The 17,473-nt window shown below is 58.4% G+C and carries 17 protein-coding genes; 11 read left to right on the top strand and 6 right to left on the bottom strand.

Translation table 11 applies throughout. The features are described 5' to 3' along the window. Positions 1-718: delta(1)-pyrroline-2-carboxylate reductase family protein (locus AWB69_RS42850; RefSeq protein ID WP_062092827.1), on the bottom strand; the 718-nt coding region annotated here is incomplete at its 3' end. 268 nt (positions 719-986) lie between these two features. On the opposite strand from AWB69_RS42850, the gene AWB69_RS42855 reads away from it, so the two are divergent. Next, a complete protein-coding gene (locus AWB69_RS42855) occupies positions 987-1,733 on the top strand; it encodes a FadR/GntR family transcriptional regulator (RefSeq protein ID WP_062092828.1) in 747 nt (248 codons plus the stop codon). Positions 1,734-1,759: 26 nt separating this feature from the next. Here AWB69_RS42855 and AWB69_RS42860 read toward each other — a convergent pair whose 3' ends face one another. Together AWB69_RS42860 and AWB69_RS42865 are read right to left on the bottom strand one after the other, a co-directional pair. Continuing rightward, complete coding sequence (locus AWB69_RS42860; RefSeq protein WP_062092829.1) at positions 1,760-2,248, bottom strand: aconitase X swivel domain-containing protein; 489 nt, start codon at positions 2,246-2,248, stop codon at positions 1,760-1,762. Continuing rightward, positions 2,241-3,488: an aconitase X gene (locus AWB69_RS42865; RefSeq protein ID WP_062092830.1), complete on the bottom strand. Its 1,248-nt coding sequence runs from the start codon at positions 3,486-3,488 to the stop codon at positions 2,241-2,243. Before AWB69_RS42865 ends, AWB69_RS42860 begins: the two co-directional genes overlap by 8 nt. 508 nt (positions 3,489-3,996) lie before the next feature. On the opposite strand from AWB69_RS42865, the gene AWB69_RS42870 reads away from it, so the two are divergent. The 7 genes from AWB69_RS42870 to AWB69_RS42900 all read left to right on the top strand — a co-directional run bounded on the left by AWB69_RS42870 (position 3,997) and on the right by AWB69_RS42900 (position 10,918). Then, positions 3,997-5,262 (top strand): MFS transporter, encoded by a 1,266-nt coding sequence (locus tag AWB69_RS42870; protein WP_062092841.1) that lies wholly within the window; start codon positions 3,997-3,999, stop codon positions 5,260-5,262. 103 nt (positions 5,263-5,365) lie between these two features. Further along, positions 5,366-6,604: a metal-dependent hydrolase family protein gene (locus AWB69_RS42875; protein WP_062092831.1), complete on the top strand. Its 1,239-nt coding sequence runs from the start codon at positions 5,366-5,368 to the stop codon at positions 6,602-6,604. A 191-nt stretch (positions 6,605-6,795) separates the two neighbouring features. Continuing rightward, entirely contained in the window at positions 6,796-7,485 is a 690-nt protein-coding gene (locus tag AWB69_RS42880) for a GntR family transcriptional regulator (protein WP_063978044.1), read from the top strand. A gap of 59 nt (positions 7,486-7,544) precedes the next feature. Then, positions 7,545-8,942: an MFS transporter gene (locus AWB69_RS42885; RefSeq protein WP_062092833.1), complete on the top strand. Its 1,398-nt coding sequence runs from the start codon at positions 7,545-7,547 to the stop codon at positions 8,940-8,942. 28 nt (positions 8,943-8,970) lie between these two features. Then, on the top strand, positions 8,971-9,831 hold the full coding sequence (locus tag AWB69_RS42890) for an isocitrate lyase/PEP mutase family protein (RefSeq protein ID WP_407923087.1): 861 nt from the start codon (positions 8,971-8,973) through the stop codon (positions 9,829-9,831). 176 nt (positions 9,832-10,007) lie between these two features. Beyond that, positions 10,008-10,520 carry a hypothetical protein gene (locus AWB69_RS42895; protein ID WP_062092835.1) on the top strand — a complete coding sequence of 171 codons (513 nt, stop codon included), beginning with the start codon at positions 10,008-10,010 and terminating at the stop codon, positions 10,518-10,520. A gap of 38 nt (positions 10,521-10,558) precedes the next feature. Beyond that, positions 10,559-10,918: a hypothetical protein gene (locus AWB69_RS42900; RefSeq protein WP_062092836.1), complete on the top strand. Its 360-nt coding sequence runs from the start codon at positions 10,559-10,561 to the stop codon at positions 10,916-10,918. A gap of 162 nt (positions 10,919-11,080) precedes the next feature. On the opposite strand, the gene AWB69_RS42905 is transcribed toward AWB69_RS42900, so the two are convergent. Further along, positions 11,081-11,830, bottom strand: coding sequence for a maleate cis-trans isomerase family protein (locus AWB69_RS42905; protein ID WP_062092837.1), 750 nt, complete (start codon positions 11,828-11,830; stop codon positions 11,081-11,083). A 314-nt stretch (positions 11,831-12,144) separates the two neighbouring features. Here AWB69_RS42905 and AWB69_RS42910 point away from each other — a divergent pair, with 314 nt between their 5' ends. Beyond that, a complete protein-coding gene (locus AWB69_RS42910) occupies positions 12,145-13,071 on the top strand; it encodes a LysR family transcriptional regulator (RefSeq protein WP_063978045.1) in 927 nt (308 codons plus the stop codon). A 21-nt stretch (positions 13,072-13,092) separates the two neighbouring features. Here AWB69_RS42910 and AWB69_RS42915 read toward each other — a convergent pair whose 3' ends face one another. Together AWB69_RS42915 and AWB69_RS42920 are read right to left on the bottom strand one after the other, a co-directional pair. Further along, positions 13,093-13,983, bottom strand: coding sequence for a helix-turn-helix domain-containing protein (locus AWB69_RS42915; RefSeq protein WP_231937432.1), 891 nt, complete (start codon positions 13,981-13,983; stop codon positions 13,093-13,095). Between the two features lie 22 nt (positions 13,984-14,005). Beyond that, complete coding sequence (locus tag AWB69_RS42920; RefSeq protein WP_062092839.1) at positions 14,006-14,641, bottom strand: YbhB/YbcL family Raf kinase inhibitor-like protein; 636 nt, start codon at positions 14,639-14,641, stop codon at positions 14,006-14,008. A gap of 251 nt (positions 14,642-14,892) precedes the next feature. Here AWB69_RS42920 and AWB69_RS42925 point away from each other — a divergent pair, with 251 nt between their 5' ends. Together AWB69_RS42925 and AWB69_RS42930 are read left to right on the top strand one after the other, a co-directional pair. Beyond that, positions 14,893-15,819: a LysR substrate-binding domain-containing protein gene (locus AWB69_RS42925; protein ID WP_231937433.1), complete on the top strand. Its 927-nt coding sequence runs from the start codon at positions 14,893-14,895 to the stop codon at positions 15,817-15,819. Between the two features lie 223 nt (positions 15,820-16,042). Further along, complete coding sequence (locus AWB69_RS42930; protein ID WP_062092840.1) at positions 16,043-17,344, top strand: MFS transporter; 1,302 nt, start codon at positions 16,043-16,045, stop codon at positions 17,342-17,344. Positions 17,345-17,473: the final 129 nt, after the last annotated feature.

Below are 17,473 nucleotides of genomic sequence, written 5' to 3' on the forward strand. Positions count from 1 at the left end.
GGCTACACCTAAACCCTAAAAATAGCCGAAACCCAATGCTAGCGGAGGTTTCGGCTAATTGATGGGGAAAAGTACGGACTAACCGGCCGGCGCGAACCGCTTCGTTGTAGACGGGCTTCTTGCTCGTAGTCACGGTAACGACAACGTCGACGGACTTGGGAATATCACCTTGTAGTGCCTCGAGCCTTGGCGCGACCTCCTTCTGCCGCTCAACAAATCTTCGGGTGCTGTCGTCCGAAACGCCCTTGGCCAGGATTCGCGCGTCAGGGAAAAGTGTGGCGAAAGCTTCGGCATGATTCGACGCCTGTTTTCCCGTACCGATGACCAGGATTTCCTTGGGCGAACCATTCAGAAGCGTCATCGCGGCCAAGGCTGATACGGCCGCCGTGCGGCGTCCGGTGACGGTCGGGCCGTCAAGCACGAACAACATCTCGCCCGTGACCGGGTCGCACGCAATGACCTGTCCGTGGATGGTCGGCAAGTTGCGAGCAGTGTTGCCCGGACAGACATTCACCAGCTTATGAATCGCGATGTCTTCCGCGCTCGACGGCATGGATAGCATCACTCCGCCTTGCAAAGGAATGGAGAGTCGCTCCGGACTGACGATGTTGCCGGCGCCGTACTCGACGATGGTTCGCCGCAGAGTCTCTACGAGTGCGGTGTAGTCAAGCAATGAGGCAGTCTCCAGTGCATCAAAAGTCGTCTTTTCGGTGTTCATGCTGTTTTCGCTGAGGTAGGAAGGGGTCGGCGCGGCGTACCGGAATACGCCGTCAAGCCGGACATCTGGTGGATTGAATTTAAACCAATACTGGTACTGTATCAAGCCAAATATACCGATATTTGTGACAATATGGCTTACCTATGAGACCAATTAACAGGGAAGGCCCGAGGGAAGACCCCTAAGACCGAGACATTCGGCAAGTGGTCTTGATGACTTGCTCAAGTGGTATATTTGGAACCACCTATCCCTTCGGCTTCGTCCAAATATGGCTTCCGCACTCGCCGAGTTCTCTCGGAACTTCCGTCCGCTTCAGATTTACGAGCAGGTATCGGAAAAGATCAGGGCCGAAATCCGCGCGGGACGGTTCATGCCCGACGCGCGACTGCCTTCGGAGCGTGAACTTGCGTCACTTTTCGGAGTAGGGCGGCCTGCTGTACGGGAAGCAATTGGAGCCCTTCAGAACGAAGGGCTCGTCATCACACGCAGAAACTCAGGTACGTACGTCGCGAGCAACGCGCCCGACGTCCTCGCCAGGAGCGCGGAGGTACCGCAAACACCGGATGGTCAACTGCAGTCCGACTACAGCCCCTCAGCGACGCTGGATGTTCGTCTGATACTGGAACCCGCAATCGCGCGCCGCGCTGCTGCAATTAAAAAGCGCGACAAGCTTGCAGAGCACTATCTGTCACAGATGGAAACGCTCACTGACGTGTCCGACCCGGAACAACGCGCGCTGTGGAACAACAGCGATCGTCTTTTTCATCGGCAACTTGCGCAGATGACCGGTGACGCCTTGTTGGCAAGAATCGCAGATGAAATCGCGGAGACCATGGACCAGTCCCTGTGGAAGCGGATAAAGGACGACGGGATATTCGACCCGCAACGCATCCGTCTCTACGTCGCGGAACATCGGCTTATTTACGAGGCAATCATTACGGGCGATGCAGATGCGGCGGCGTTTTACGTCGAACAGCACATCCATCGTGTGAAGCGGGACATCACTCCAACGTAATTGCCAGGTAATGAGGTAATGAGCGGCTAGCGAGAGTCAAGATAGACTCTTGCTCCGCCTTCCCCGCCGACGGCCTCAATACGCAAGGGACCTGGGGCAGAAACGACTTCGTCAAAAGCGGCTGGTTCCAGGCAGACAACCGGTACGTCGAGGTTGTAGAGCTCGGCCGCGACAATTGCACCAATCGAGATGATGAGGTCCCGTTCCCTGAGCACAATCCCTACTGGGCCCGTGCCATTGCGAATGGCTTCAGCGAGCACGCTGCTGCTCGAGCTCGAGCCTTTTGCGTGGGCCATCACCATGATCTTGCCCGCGAGGCTATGGCCGACCAGCGGATGAGTGCGATCGATAATCTTGCCCGCTTGCGAGTCGTAGCCTCCCCAAAAACTAAGGGGTTTGCCGAGCACAATCTTTTCAGCCTGCGCGGCGCCTGCGACCAGGACGTCACCGGTCAGAACCCGGCCGGCAGTTGCCGCTTTCACGGAACCCGAAACGACCTCGGAATTGTTAGTCATTGAAACGCACCTTCCCGTCAAAAGCCGATTGCACGCACTCGTTCATGCTTCCATACGCCACAGTCACGCCAATATTCGCCGGAGCGTACGACGCCCATTTCCCCGAGTTGGTCATCACGAGTCCAGTCAGTTTCTTCATGACAGGCGTGATGTAGGTGCAGGTATCGACAACAATCTGAATGCCTCGATCTTCGAACTTGCGCGCAAGACCCAGTTCATCCAGTTGCCAGAGAATGAAGCGGCTTGTATTCACGTAGAAATCTGTCTTGGGCTTACCCTCGAACTGGTCGAGGATCTCCGCCAGCCGCTGAAACTCTGAAACCGAGAAATGAGGTGTACCCAGCGAGACGGCGACCAGCTCGTCGCCTTCGCGGCCGCTGTTGAGACTTCGCCTGATTTCGTTGAGCCCGGAAAGGGAGACGTCGACTGTCTTCAATGGGGAGTGCCCCTGCAGCGCGGCTGCAAGCGTCGGCGCTTCCGGTGTAATGCCGACAGCGTGAAAGAGCGCAACCGCGCCGCTGGACGCTGCCGCGGCGCCCAGGGCCTTCAGTTCGTCTTCGCTTGTGTCGCCCGGCAGGCCAACAAGCACAGGAACGATCGCACCGGCAAGCTTGCCCACCAGAAGTCCAAGCGCCGCGAAGTAGATATCGCGTGAAGGCCAGCTTGCAAAGTCCTCGACCTTGAAGACCATCTGACCCGCGCGGTTTGCCTCCACGTGCAGCCCCGCATACGGCGCGCGTCCTGTGATGGCCGCAGCCAGATCAAGAAAATCGCCATAGCGGCTGGTTCTTGCTCCGAGAACCGAGTTCGCGAAGACAATCGCGTTGGATTCAGCCCACGCGATTTGTTCTCCCTTTGCAGGCCTGTTCTTTAACTGGTATGGCGCGCAGGTGAAGCTCGATTCGCAGCCCAGTTCAATATGAGCGTCCATCAGCCTCTGCGCATCTCGCTGAATCGAGCGGTCACCGTGATAAAGCTCGGGATGAATCAAATCGAGCGAGCCGACATTCAGGGTGGTAGGCACCGCCACCCTGGCTCCCGCTGCCACGAATAGTTCAACGAAGTCCAGGCTGGTTTGTCCGTGGTAAAGACAGCCATCGATATGCGCCGAGGTGATGTCAATCAGATGCGGCGCGGACATGACGTCAGCGGTGCGGGTAACAATTCGCATCGCGCGCGCCGCTCCCTCTCCAAGCTCGCCATTCAACATCGCCTTATCGCGCTCGCTCAACTGCAACATCGGGTGTTCCTCATAAGTCGCAATGGGACTTCGTTCCGAAGCATCTGGGCGCAAATGTACAACTGGAACGAAAAACTGTCCATTCTGGTAACTATATGACCCAATTTATTTTATCTTTGGGGACGTGTGGTGCCAATGCAAGAGCAGAAAGCCTCCGTGCACTTCATTTGGCTTCAATGCACACCAATCGAGGCCATGTGGGGCGGTTCGCCTCAGATAGGCTTGTGGGCGGCCGCGAGTAGTTTGCAGCATCCAATCAAAACGCTTTCATTCTTGGGTATACCCCGATAAACAAGTGGTTCTTAAATATATCCAATAATTTTGAGATTTGGTACGCTGTGGTTCGTGAAAGGCGCAAAATCGCAGCTAAAGCGGCACGCTATCGCATCTTCTGCCCGAAATTCAACCACCGAATAGGTAGCCTGGTTTCCACGGCACCAAATCGGATCGCGGCCTGAGCAGACCAACCGGAGAGTTCTGCGTGAACACCACCAAAACGACCGCCAACATGGCGACGGCCTTCCGCAAAGCCGACAAGGGTAAAGCCGTCGCCGCGACCGTAATCGGCACAGCACTGGAGGTTTTTGACTTCTCCAGCTACAGCTTCTTCTCGGTGACGATCGGGAAGCTGTTTTTCCCGACCCACGACCCGGTCCTCTCTCTGTTGCTCGCGGCGCTTACATTCGGCGTTGGCTTCTTCGTACGGCCGCTTGGCGGGATTGTCCTGGGTATTTACGGCGACCGGGTTGGCCGCAAGCAGGCCTTGTCTCTCTCGATCATGCTGATGGCACTCGGAATTGCCATCGTCGCATGCGCGCCAACGTACCAGCAGATTGGCGTCGGCGCCACGATCCTGCTTGTGGTGGGCCGCCTTATCCAGGGCTTCGCGCATGGCGGCGAAATGGGCACGGCCGCAACGTTTCTTTCCGAGTATGCTCCGGCAAATTCTCGTGGTCTCTACGCCAGCTATATCCAGTCGAGCATTGGTTTTGCCGTGCTTGCCGGTGCCGGCGTCGGTGTTTTCATTTCTTCCGAACTGAGCCAGGAAGCGCTGGAATCCTGGGGCTGGCGCATCCCCTTCGCGCTGGGTCTCCTGATTGGACCGGTCGGCTGGTTCATCCGTCGCGGGCTCGACGAGACGCCAACCTTCAAGCACACGGCCAAGTCGAACACGCCGCTGCGTGAGGTGATCCGGGATTATCCGCGGCAGACATTCTCGACAATCTCGCTCGTCATCCTGTGGACCGTGTGCACCTATGTGCTGCTGTATTACATGCCGACTTTCGTCGTGAAGTCACTGGGCTTGCCACAGGGTCTCGGCTTCAGGGCAGGGCTCATTGGCGGGGCAGTCATTCTGGTTGCATCGCCCATGTTCGGGTGGCTGTCGGATCGCATTGGACGTCGGTTTATCGTTGCAAGTTCGGCGCTTCTGATTGGTGTGCTCGCGTTTCCGATGTTCGCCTACATTGTTCGCAGTCCGTCGCTGACCTCGCTGGTCCTCTTCCAGCTCGTCTTCGGGGTGCTCATCTCGGCATACACGGCGCCGATTCTCGCCGTCTTCGCCGAGATGTTTCCAAGCCGCGTGCGCTCTACCGGACTTTCGCTCGCTTACAACGTCGCAGTGACAATTTTTGGCGGCTTTGCGACCTTTGTCATCACGCTTCTTATCGCCTGGTCCGGCAGCAAGTTGGCGCCGGCGGGATATGTCGCCTTCGCGGCACTGCTGAGCTTCCTTGGCGCGGTGGTCTACCCTAAACCCCTGGACGACTTCTGACACCACTTGGGTTGCGTGTGGCCACACAGATTCTCGCAGCGTGAAAACCCGTCGGGGCCGGAATTTTCGGCTTCGACGTTTCGCATTTTTAGAAGAGGAAACGATGCTTACACTTTTGAAGAACGGCCGGATTGTCGACGTCAACCACAACGAAGACGACCAGCTTTACGATATCCTGATTGAGGACGGAGTTATCCGGGAGGTCGCGGGAAACATCAAGGTCGACTCGGAGGTGAATGTCCTGGACATCAAGGGCAAGACATTGATGCCGGGACTGATTGATTGCCACGTCCACGTCATGGCGAGCATGGCCAACCTGGGAACGAACGCGAAACTTCCCAATGCGTTCGCGTTGTTCCGCGCCATACCCATTCTCCGGGGAATGCTGGAGCGAGGCTTCACAAGCGTTCGCGATGCAGGCGGCGCCGACTACGCGCTTGCACAGGCAGTGGAAACCGGGCTTGCTGAAGGCCCGCGTCTTTTCACGTCGGGAAAGGCCCTCTCCCAAACCGGCGGTCACGCGGACTTTCGTGTCAGGCTCGACCACGGCCCCGACAACTGTCCCTGTTCGCAGTACTACGGTGCGATTGGTCGCATCGTGGATGGCGTAGACGACATTCGCCGGGCAATCCGGCAAGAAATCCGTCAAGGCGCAACGCAAATCAAAATCATGGCATCTGGCGGCGTTTCGTCACCGAATGACCCGATCGGCAATCTGCAATTCTCCGAGGACGAGATTCGCGCCGCTGTCGCGGAGGCTCGTCAACATCAGACCTACGTCATGGCGCATGCCTACACAGCCCAGGCAATCAAGCGCGCTGTCGAACTCGGCGTTCGCACGATCGAGCACGGCAACCTTGTCGACGACGCTGCTGCCAGCGTGATGGCGGAACGAGGCGCCTTCGTTGTGCCGACGTTGATTACCTACGAAGCCTGCAGGACCGATGGCGCCGAAGCTGGTTTTCCGCCGGACTCTCTTGTGAAGAACGCCGCGGTGCTGCAAAAGGGCCTGGACTCGCTGGAAATCTATAAGCGCCACAAGGTCAGGATGGCGTACGGCTCCGACCTGTTGGGCACGATGCATCAACGCCAGAGCGAAGAGCTCATGCTGCGTACGCGAGCATTTTCCGCCTACGAAGTGATCTGTCAGGCGACGTCTGTAGCGGCAGAAGTTCTGAACAAGACGGGCGAACTGGGCGTAGTGGCCGCAGGTGCCATCGCCGACCTGCTGGTGGTGGACGGTGACCCGTTGAAGAACATGGGTCTCCTGGGTGAGCAAGGGCGTCATCTGGACGTCATCATGAAGCAGGGTCAGCTTTTCAAGAACCGCCTTGCTGCCTGAAACTTTGATAGCAAACGTCATGGGGTAACACGTGTGATTCGCAGCCAATGAGCGAACGCCTGGCGCAATCGTCCGGCTGCGAGCGACGGAGGGCCAAGGGAAATCCCGGGTAACAGGGTACGGCGCAAGTTGCATACAATGAATCAACAAAATGCCATTTCAGCCGCCTAATTCCTGTTGTCGGACGAATTTTGCATACAACCGAGCCTCCCCAATCCGTTGGCAAGTCCGCGGACGACGTCTATTCAGCGATCAAACAAGCGATCGGCGAGACTCGTTACGCGCCCGGCGAGTACCTCCGTGAGGAACAACTCGCGCGTGGGCTGGGCGTGAGCCGCACACCCGTGCGTGAGGCCTTCCGCCGCCTCGGCGCGGAAGGCTGGCTCGAGGTCAAACCCAATCACGGCGTACGCGTCAGAAGCTGGTCCATCCGCGACGTCGAGGAGATCTTCGAGGCCCGGATGCTCATCGAGCCTTATCTCGCTGGGCGTGCCGCGACAGGAATCGCTGCTCCGGAGCTCCTGACCCTTCGCGGGTTGGCGGATGGAATGCTTGAGATCGCGAAGACTCCGGTCACGCCTGAATTGGCGGATCAATGGTTCGCAGCCAACCGGCGCTTCCACGACATCATCAGCGGGGCAGCGGGGAACCAGCGCCTCGATCAATCGCTCAGGTCCATGAAGGACGTGCCGCTCATCAAGTGGACGTTCAATATCTACAGCGACGATGACCGCGCGCGCAGCGCGCGCCAGCACGTCGAGATTGTCGATGCGTTGGAAAGCCGCGACGCCGTATGGGCCGAAGCCGTCATGACATGCCATATTCGCGCCGCACAGAAATCGGTAGTCGAAAAATTCAGGCAGGAGCCCAGCCAGCCCTGAAGCCGTTCCGGGAATAACCCGGAAATCAGCCGCAAAGAGAAGACCATCGGAGACAGAACATGTTGAGCACCGTACATGCCGGCGCACGGCTGGACCGATTACCCACCTCCCGTTTTCATCGGCGGATTCTCTGGCTGATCGGTGGCGGCATGTTCCTGGACTCCTTCGATATCTATCTCGCCGGCGGCGTGCTTGGGGCGCTCTCCCGCAGCGGCTGGTCCACGATGCAACTCAACGCCGCGTTCCTGTCGTCCACCTTTGTCGGGATGCTGATCGGCGCATTCACAGCGGGCATTCTTGGCGACGCCAAAGGTCGTAAGTTTACCTATCAGTTCAACCTGGCCATCTTCGGGCTGGCTTCCATCGCCGGCGCGCTCGCACCCAGCATGAACTGGCTGATCGTCTGCCGTTTTTTCATGGGACTCGGGCTGGGGGCCGAGATCGTCGTCGGCTACGGGTCGATCGGTGAGTTCATACCGCCGGCCGTGCGGGGAAAGTGGTCCGCCTATCTGTCGCTGATCACCAATTCGGCGCTGTTCTTTTCGACCTTCCTGGGATACCTGATCATTCCCGCAATCGGCTGGCGTGCGATGTTCGCCATTGTTGGCGCGGGGGCGCTCGTTGTTTGGGTCGTGCGGAAAAAGATGCCCGAATCGCCGCGCTGGCTGGAATCGAAAGGGAGATTCGCTGAAGCGGAAGCGATTCTTGCGGGGATCGAGGGAGAGACTGCGCAGGGCCGCGCGTTACCACCAGTTGTCGATACACCGCCCGTAGTGGCGCGCGTCACCCGTCTGGGCAGCCTGTTCCGGCGTTCCCTGATCCGCCGGACACTGCTCTCGATTTGCGTCCAGGTCGGAATCAATGTGGTGATCTACGGTTTCATTGTCTGGGTTCCCACGTTCCTCATCAAACAGGGACTGGGCATGGCGTCGTCGCTCGGCTATACGACGTTGATGTCGCTGGGCGGACCTGCCGGTGCGCTGGCGGGCGTGCTGATTGCGGACAAGGTTGGGCGCAAGAACGGGCTGATTGGCGTTGCGTTGATTGCCGCTACTGTCGGATGGCTCTACGGCCACTCATCGAGCGTCGAAATGGCGACGCTCCTCGGCTTCGTGCTTTTCACGCTTACCTACCTGATGGTAGCCCTTGGGATTGCCACCTACATACCCGAACTATTCGCCACGGAAAACCGCATGCGCGCCACGGGCATCGCGGGCTCGGCCGGACGTCTCGCCGGCATCGCGGCACCGCAGATCGTCGTGCTGATGTACGCAAGCGGGGGAATCAAGGATGTCCTCTGGGTCATTATTGGCACATTGCTGGCCATGGCTGCCGTGCTGGCCTTGTTCGGCGTCGAAACGAACCAGCGCTCGCTCGAAGAAATTTCACAGCAGGAAGACGAACCCGTTCCCGCTCCGCTGACGGGCCACGAAGTCCCGCGCGAGCAACACCACTAACCCTGGAAGATCGATCATGACAAGCAACATGAAAAGACGTGCCCTGAAAGACAAGCTCTCCGGCAACGATATTGTGGTGGCGCCGGGTGTATTCGACATGATCTCCGTGCGGCTCGCCGACACGATGAACTTCGATTGCCTGTATATGACGGGTTTTGGAACGGTTGCATCCTATCTCGGCGTACCGGATGCGGGCATTGCAACCTACACGGACATGCTTAACCGTGTGACCGGGTTTTGTGCCGCGAGCAACACACCGGTTATCTGCGACGGCGACACCGGTTATGGGGGATTGCTAAACGTTGCCACCACCGTTCGCGGGTATGAACATGCCGGCGCCGCCGGCATCCAGTTGGAGGACCAGGAGTTTCCGAAGAAGTGTGGCCATACGCCCGGCAGACGCGTGATCGCCGCCGAAGATATGGTCAAGAAGATCCAGGTGGCAACACAAGCGCGCCAGGATCCCGATTTCCAGATTGTCGCCCGGACTGACGCGCGCACATCGTTAGGACTCGATGAGGCCTTGCGTCGCGGGGAGGCCTACGTGAAAGCGGGCGCCGATGTGCTGTTTATAGAGTCACCCGAAAGCGCCGAGGAACTGGAGCGAATCGGGAAGTCGTTTGACGTTCCGTTGCTCGTGAATATTGTCGAGGGTGGCCGCACGCCGCAATTGACACCCGCGGAACTTCAGGCACTCGGTTTTTCAATCGCCATCTATCCCGCGTCCGGTTTTCTCGCGGTCGCAAAGGCGCTCGAGCGTGTCTACGACGAGATCAAGGCGCTCAAAGGGACTATCCCCTCGCAGACAGACATGTATTCGTTCGCAAAAATGTGCGAACTGATGGGATTCCCGGCAGTGTGGGATTTCGATAGGAAGTACGCAGAGTAAAGAGGTAAGGGGAAATAGCTGGCGCCCAATCTCACTTACTGCGAAATAACTGACGAGAGGTCCGGCTGAATCCTCTCGGCACGTTCAAAACCAATATGCGGTGCCGACGACCCGGTACAAGTATTTCCATTTTCCCCTTGGCCTTGATACGGGTTTTATCCATTTTCCAGCCTCGCATGACAATCGTATTCGCGCTGGCGGCTTGCTCGTTCGGCGCGCGTGGGCAGAGCGCGAAAGGCTCGCTGCATAGTACGTCGGCGGGCGGCCTCATGTCGGCGAACAGCACCACGGAGACCTCCGGGCTGCTGTCCTACGTGGGCGAGATCACGGGTGAAGGGCAACAGCTCCCTGTCACGCGAATGGATGGTTCGGCAAGCGGGACGCTATTGCAGGCCGGCGGCGCGGGCGGCCAGTTTTCCACGCCGAAGATGGTCGTGAGCACCGGCGTGCGGCAGGTCGGCAAGCAGGAGCAACTCGACACCGTTGTGGGCAAACTCACGTGCTGGCCTGTGAGCTACGACAAGACGCAGTCCGGCACCGTGACCATGATGGGCAAGACCAATACCAATACCATCAATAGCGTCACGCGGGTCGTCGATCACTTTTGCCCATCGACGGGATTGGTGATGCGCAAGGACATGACGACCAACGGCAAGCAGGCGTCGCAGGTCGTTACCGCACTCAAATAACGTATTGTCTATTGTTTAATTTTGGAGGAGCGTCATACATGCTGGTCAAAAGAAGTCTCGTTTTCCTGGGCTTGGCGTTGAGTTGTGTTGCGGTTCATGCGCAGACCGCCGATCAGTTGCAGAAGGCCACGGCGACGGGTGTGATCGCATCGGGCTCCAACGCGCGGGTCGCGGCTGATCTCTGCCAGTTTGACAAAAAACGAGTGGATTCCTCCAAGGCTGTGCAGAAGCAGGCCTTCGCCGCCGACAAGAACTTCGAGTCGGACTGGAACACCGGGTGGCAGCAAGGACAGGTCAGCGTGGCGAACTACACGAAGCTGAAATCGACCAACGCGCAAGATTTCGAACAAACGAAGTCCGATACATGCAGTGGTATCGCGGAAGATATGAAGCCGTAACGTCAGCGCAATTCAAGCGTTGCTGCGCGCGTTCGTGACGCCGGCTTGATACGTGGTCGCTCGGCGGCACCCCATGGCTTGAGCATCCTGTCCACGTATGGTCATGGTGATTCTGTCCGTCGCCGCCATCGCAGCCTCGGGCGCCATGGGAAACCTGGGGCATCAGGCACCGGCAAGCAACGCACCCGCGCCAGGGACGACAGGCTCAAGCTTGAGTCTGTCCAGCATGCCGCGGACCGTGCATACCGCCGTCGAAACGGTGCGGATTCCCAGCATGTCTTCAATGCGCTGAATCGCCGGCAATGAAGGCATTTGGACGCACGCGGACGCGACTACTACGTCCGCGCCTTCAGTGTTCAGGCGCCGAACGTCATCAACCAGCTGCATTGGGTCGCGCAGACCGACTTCAAGGTTGTCGGGAATCTCAAAGCAGATGGAATCGATTACCTCAATTCCTTCGTTCTCGATATAAGCGACGACGAGGTCGGTCAAGGGCCGCATGTACGGCGCCATAAGCGAAATCCGCCGTGCGCCCAGGGTCTTCAGACCTTCTACCAAAGCGCCTGCCGAGGTCATGACCGGCGCAAGACAATGATTGGCACGAGCAGCTTCCAACAGTTCGCGTTCAGTTTCCCGGTGATATCCGAGCCCCATCGCCATGATTGCGACCAGGCACGCCGTACTCATGACATCGACACGAGCGTCGGCAAGTTCCGCCGCGCAGCGCAAGCCTTCCTTGTTCATTGCGACCAGTTCCTCCTTCGTGACCTTGTGCATTCTCATCCGGCTCGAATGGAACGTGAACCGCTCCGGCCGGATGGCTTCACGAGCGCGCAGCATGGCGGGAATTTCGGTTTCCATGGTCGTGTTCGAACTCGGAACGATTTGCCCAATACGAAAACTACGAGACATTTTTCTCTCCATCAAAATAAAATAAGGTATCCAAAATGATAAACAAGCCGTCAAATGAATCTCGGCCGTACCCGTGTTCCCACGAGATACCACGATGCCTCACGGCCGGCTGCCGGGACAAAGTCATCTATTGGCGCTAGAATCGCGACGCATGCAGTACGCGCCGCGCTTCAATCCATGATCCCACGCCGGTCGAAGCCTATGCCCGTAGGATGAAGGTTTCCGGGCGCGTTGAAAACTTCTCAATGTTCAGCACAGGCATCGCCAAACGCGATGGCCGCAATCCATCAGAAATTCGACCATAAGGAGCGAGGATGCGTGTTTCAGCAGATCGCCCGTTGCGCCTTGACATGGAGTCCCTGCGTATTTTCGTGGCTGTAGTCGAGGAGGGAAGCATTGCCGCGGCTGCAGCCCGTACGCACATCGTGGCGTCGGCCGTCAGCAAACGTGTGTCGGACCTCGAAGAGGATGCCGGTACGCCACTGTTATATCGCCACAGCCGCGGCGTGCACCCTACGCCTGCCGGCGAAGCGCTCTATCATCATGCAAAACGGCTAGGTGAGCATTTGCAGCAGATTTCGGATGAACTCTCTGAATACTCAGACGGCATAAGAGGACATGCGCGGATCTATGTAAACTTCACTGCAATGGTCCAGTATTTGCCAAACGTGTTGCGCTCGTTTCTACGCGCAAATCCAAAAGTGCGAATCGATATGGTCGAGAAGTCGAGCGATGAAGTGGTGCAGGCAATTGCAAGCGGCGTTGCCGATATCGGCATCTGCTCGGCCGCCGCGGACGCCCTCGACGACCTGCAGTGGCGCCCGTACAGCGTAGATAAGCTGGTCGTGATCGTGCCGTCGGATCATCGACTCGCCGCACGCACAAGCGTGAGCTTTGCAGAGACTCTGGAGGACGACTTCATCAGCATGCCTTACGGTACGTCCATTCCGAAATTGTGTCGTGCCGCCGCTGAGCATGGCGGCAAGCGGCTGCGCGTGCGTATAGAGGTGACAAGCTTCGAGGGCGTGCGCAACATGGTAGGCGCGGGTCTGGGGATCGGTGTATTGCCCAAGGGCAGCGTGACACCCTACATGCATTCGGCGCCGTTTTGCGTCATCGAGCTGGACGAACCGTGGTCGTTACGGCCGCTGCTGACAATCGCACGTAATTTTGAAACGTTGCCGCTTCCCGCGCGCATGCTGGTCGACCACCTCGACAAACACCGGGGCAACGTGTCATGACGACGGGATAGACCCCGCGGTTCAGCGAACAATGGTGGGCAAACAGCCAAACCGCTCCTTGAACCGCTCGGCAAACCGGGTGCGGGATTTGTACCCGCAGGCGTGGGCGATATGAGGGATGGTCCATGCCGTGGTCTGCATCAGCATCATGGCGTGATGCATTCGTACGTCGACCAATAGATCTTCGAAGCGCGTCTGCTCACCGGCCAAACGCCGCCGTAATGTTGCTTCGCTCATGGCGAGCTCACGACTTGCTTCCCGAGCAGTCCAGTGACGTTCCGGCGCCTCGCTGACCAGGCTACGCAAGCGTTCGGATGTACTGGACTGCAACGTGTCGTAGGCGAACAAATGACTTCGCTCTGAAAGCGCGGCCAATAGATCCATCAGGCGGTGCCGGAGCCGCTGATCGCTGATCTGGCGTGCTTCAATGCTTTGTACGCAATGCTGGAGCGTCGACGCCAGATCGTCATCAAGCGGAACCTGCTGGAATGGCGTCGGCCGATTCCCGATTGCGTGCGTTGGTGCGTGCTGGCGATGAAACTCGGCGAGCAGCCCGGCAGAGAAGGTCAGGAAGATCGAACGGAAGCGCTGGTCGTCGCCGCCCGGTTCCTTCAGCACATCCGCGCAAGCGTGCTGGTCGATGAGAATCAACCCCGACGGCGCGTCGGCGGTCAGCCGGACCGCCCCGTCGTCAAGCGTTATACGACCAGAAACCACGAACAGCAGCGTCGCCTCGAAGAAGCGAAAGCGCTGTGTATTCTGGGGATGCCGCAAGCAAGGCCGGGCCAGGCCACACAGGTTGCGCCTTGATACGGGCATCCCCGAAGCTGGATGCCCGCTCGTTGTATTCACCGGCTCCGTCATGCCGGGGAACCGTAGCGGGGCATCAAGCACAGCGTGTGGCGAGGACATGGTCAGATTGCGGACGAGGTGTTTAGTTACTCTGAACCTTCGGGTTCAGGCTGTACAAGCCGGTCAGGCTGGCTTGGCCGAGTACAGGTGCCGAGGCAAGTGCGGCGCGCACGCTCGCCCCGGTCAGCGGACCCTTGATTTCCAGCGACGAGGTGGCGAGCGCATAAACCGTAAAGATATAACGGTGAACAATGGCGTCGTTCCACGGCGGGCAGGGACCATCGTAGCCATAATATTCGCCTTTCATTTGCTCGTCATTCGCAAACCAGCCCGTATAGTCATTGATGCCGTGACGCCAGTCATTGAGTGCTGCGGGGCCCGCCTTGCCTCGCGGCGTCACGCCCTCTGCATGCGCGCCGGCCTCGATTTCGGTCGTGGTGGCCGGAATGTCGAGCAGCAGCCAGTGGAAGAAGTCGACGCGAGGCAGCGAGGCCGGGACTTCGCGATCGGCCTGGTTGACGTCGTCGCCGCGGCTCGGCACATCCGGGTCATGGCAGACCACGACGAATGATTGCGTGCCTTCAGGCACTTGAGTCCACGCCAGATGCGGATTGCGATTCGACGATAAGGCGACGTGCGAAACCGGATCGATAACCGCAAAAGCAAATTCTCCGGGAATTTTTTCGTTGTCTTTAAAGCTCTGACTGATGAGTTGCATGGTGACGTATGTCCTGCGCGTGAATAGGGAAATGGGGCATGGGGTGACGGAAGAGTGCCCATCGAGATGCTGGGTGCATTGTATGGACGCAAGGCAAGCCGTCGTCTCCTTATCCGATCAAATTTCCGATCATTCTCGGGCATTTGACTGTATCTGAGAATATTTGGCTATGGGGCACGGTAGAGTGCAGCACCAGCGAGGGTGTTTTGGCTCGATACGGCGGTCGCAAGCAGGTGCGATCCGAATTGCCCGTGTATTTATCCGTCAGTCTTTTGCAGCAGTCGGCAATTACGGTGAAGCTCGATCCACTTTCCTTGAGATTGTTCGTCCGGGTCGTCGAAGACGGCACGATCGCCAGCGTGGCGGTACGCGAGCACATTGCCTCGGCTGCGATCAGCCGGCGGCTCAGCGAGCTCGAGGATGCGCTCGGCACACAGTTGCTGGTGCGAACCAACAAGGGCATCAAGCCGACGTCCGCCGGCATCAGTCTTACGGTCATGGCGCGCGACCTGCTTGACGATTTGCAGAACATCGTCACGCGCATGCAGGAGCATTCTGCCGGGCACCGCGGCTTGGTACGCCTTCTCATCAATATCTCCACGGTGTCGACTTTCATACCGCCGCTCGTCAAATCGTTTCTCGATCGGTATCCGGACGTGCAACTGCGGCTGATGGAGCGCGATAGCCTCTCGATTACCGAGGGTGTCGCCGAGAATCTCGCCGATATCGGTATCTTTACCAGCCTGCCGCACAGCGCCGATATCGAGGTCTATCCGTTTCGCCGGGACGAACTGAAGGTGCTGGTGCGAAGTGATCATCCACTAGCTGAACGCTTGTCCGTCACGTTCGCCGAAGCGCTGGATTTCGAGCACGTGGTGCTGCGTACAGGCACGCACTTACGCTTGCAGATGTTGACGGCCGCCGGGCAAGCCGGCAAATCGCTGCGCTCCAAGGTGGAGGTGACGTCGTACGACGCGCTCTGCAAGATGGTCGAATGCGGCGTTGGGATTTGCGTGCTGCCAGCCGGCATTGTCGATATCTACACACTGTCGAATATGCGCACGCTGTCGCTGGACGAGCCATGGGCCAGCCGCGAGTTATCCGTCTGCGTGCGCCGCCTCGATGCACTGCTACCCGCGGCACGACTGTTCTTCGATCATCTGCGCGCCAACTGCTGAGCCCGTACCGGGTGCCATCGCATATTGCGATGGCACGGTCGCAACTCACTGATGTACAAGGGCGCTATTGCGCTCCTACGATATGCCGGTTGACGTGTACGTGCGCCAAGCGTGCGCCCACACCACTCACATGCCGGGCAACCGAAACCTTTCCTCAAGCCGATGCTGGTAAAGGTGCGTTGTTGATAAATGCATGAAATCAGGCAAAAAAATTGGAGGAGCTATGGAGACGCTAAGCCGCGCACCGGCAACGGAAATTGAGGTTTCGTCGCGATTCGTGCGTTACGCGACATTGGGCGGTACATGGGGCGCATGGTTGTTCGACGCACTGGATGCAACCATCTTTAGTTTCGTTATCCTGTCAATATCAAACACCTTCGGGGCAACACTCGGGCAGGTCGTGTCGATCGCGGCGTGGTTCCTGCTTGCGACCGGCATTGGCGGGCTGCTGCTGGGAAACCTCGCAGACCGGATCGGACGCAAACGTGCACTGTTGGTCTCGGTACTGACCTATGCGACCGGTACGTTGCTATGCGGTTTCGCGCATAGCGTGACCGAACTCAGCGTGTACCGCTTTGCGGTGGGCGTCGGGGTGGGTGGCCTGTGGTCTGCTGCGGTGGCGCTGGTCGGCGAAGTCTGGCCGGCCACGAGCCGCGCCAAAGCCATGGCGCTGATGCAGACCGGGTGGTCGGCGGGCAGTCTGCTAGCGGCGATCTTTGCGTGGACGCTGCTTGATGCCTCCGACCCTGCGTCGTGGCGGCATCTGTTCATTGTGGCGGCGATACCTGCGTATGGCGTTGCGTTGCTGATCCTGGTGTTTGTCAAGGAGTCGCCGGTCTGGCTCGAGAACCGCGAATTCCTGCGCAACAACAAAAACAAGGCAGGGCTATTGGAGATTTTTAAGGGAGATCTGCGCAAAACGACGCTGCTTGCACTCGCGATCTCAATCCTTGGCATGTATGGGTACTGGATCATCATGACCTTTACGCCAACCTACCTGCAGAGTGTCTTGCACGTGCGGATCGATCAGGCTCCGGTATTCCTGGTATGGACGGGCCTGGGTGCAACGCTCGGTTATGTGCTCTATGGAGAGTTGGCCGAGCGCGTCGGACGGCGTCAGGCGTTCGCCGCTTTCTTTTTCGGAATCGCGCTGGCCATTCCGGTCTTCGCTTATGGTGCACGCATGATTCCGCTGCAAGACGGCCGGCTTGCGTGGACGACTGGAAACATTGCCATCATTGGTGTGCTTTCCGCTTTGCTCGGCTTTTTCACTGGCTATTTCAGCGGGTTTGGCGCTTGGTATGCGGAACTGTTTCCAACCAGCGTCCGCTCTACGGCCGCGGGGTTTTGCTTCAACTTCGGTCGCGTCAGTGCGATCGCGGGTATCAAGCTGGTGCCCATGCTGATCCCGGTGCTGGGTTTCACGCTGACCTATTGCATGGCCTCGATGACCTACTTGTGCGCTGCCGCACTGGTGTTCACATTGCGCGAGACGCAGGGTACGCAACTCACGAGCGGAAATTGAGCAGGGTTTCCAATCAACCGGAATCTCTTTGAGGCGCTATCGAGTCGGAACTATCGTAAGCGCTCAATCTGGCACACGCGGAACCATATGGCCGCGTGGTAACGGTCGCGTCAATCCGGTTCGGACCAA

The organism is Caballeronia udeis, assembly GCF_001544555.2.
GTDB lineage: Bacteria > Pseudomonadota > Gammaproteobacteria > Burkholderiales > Burkholderiaceae > Caballeronia > Caballeronia udeis.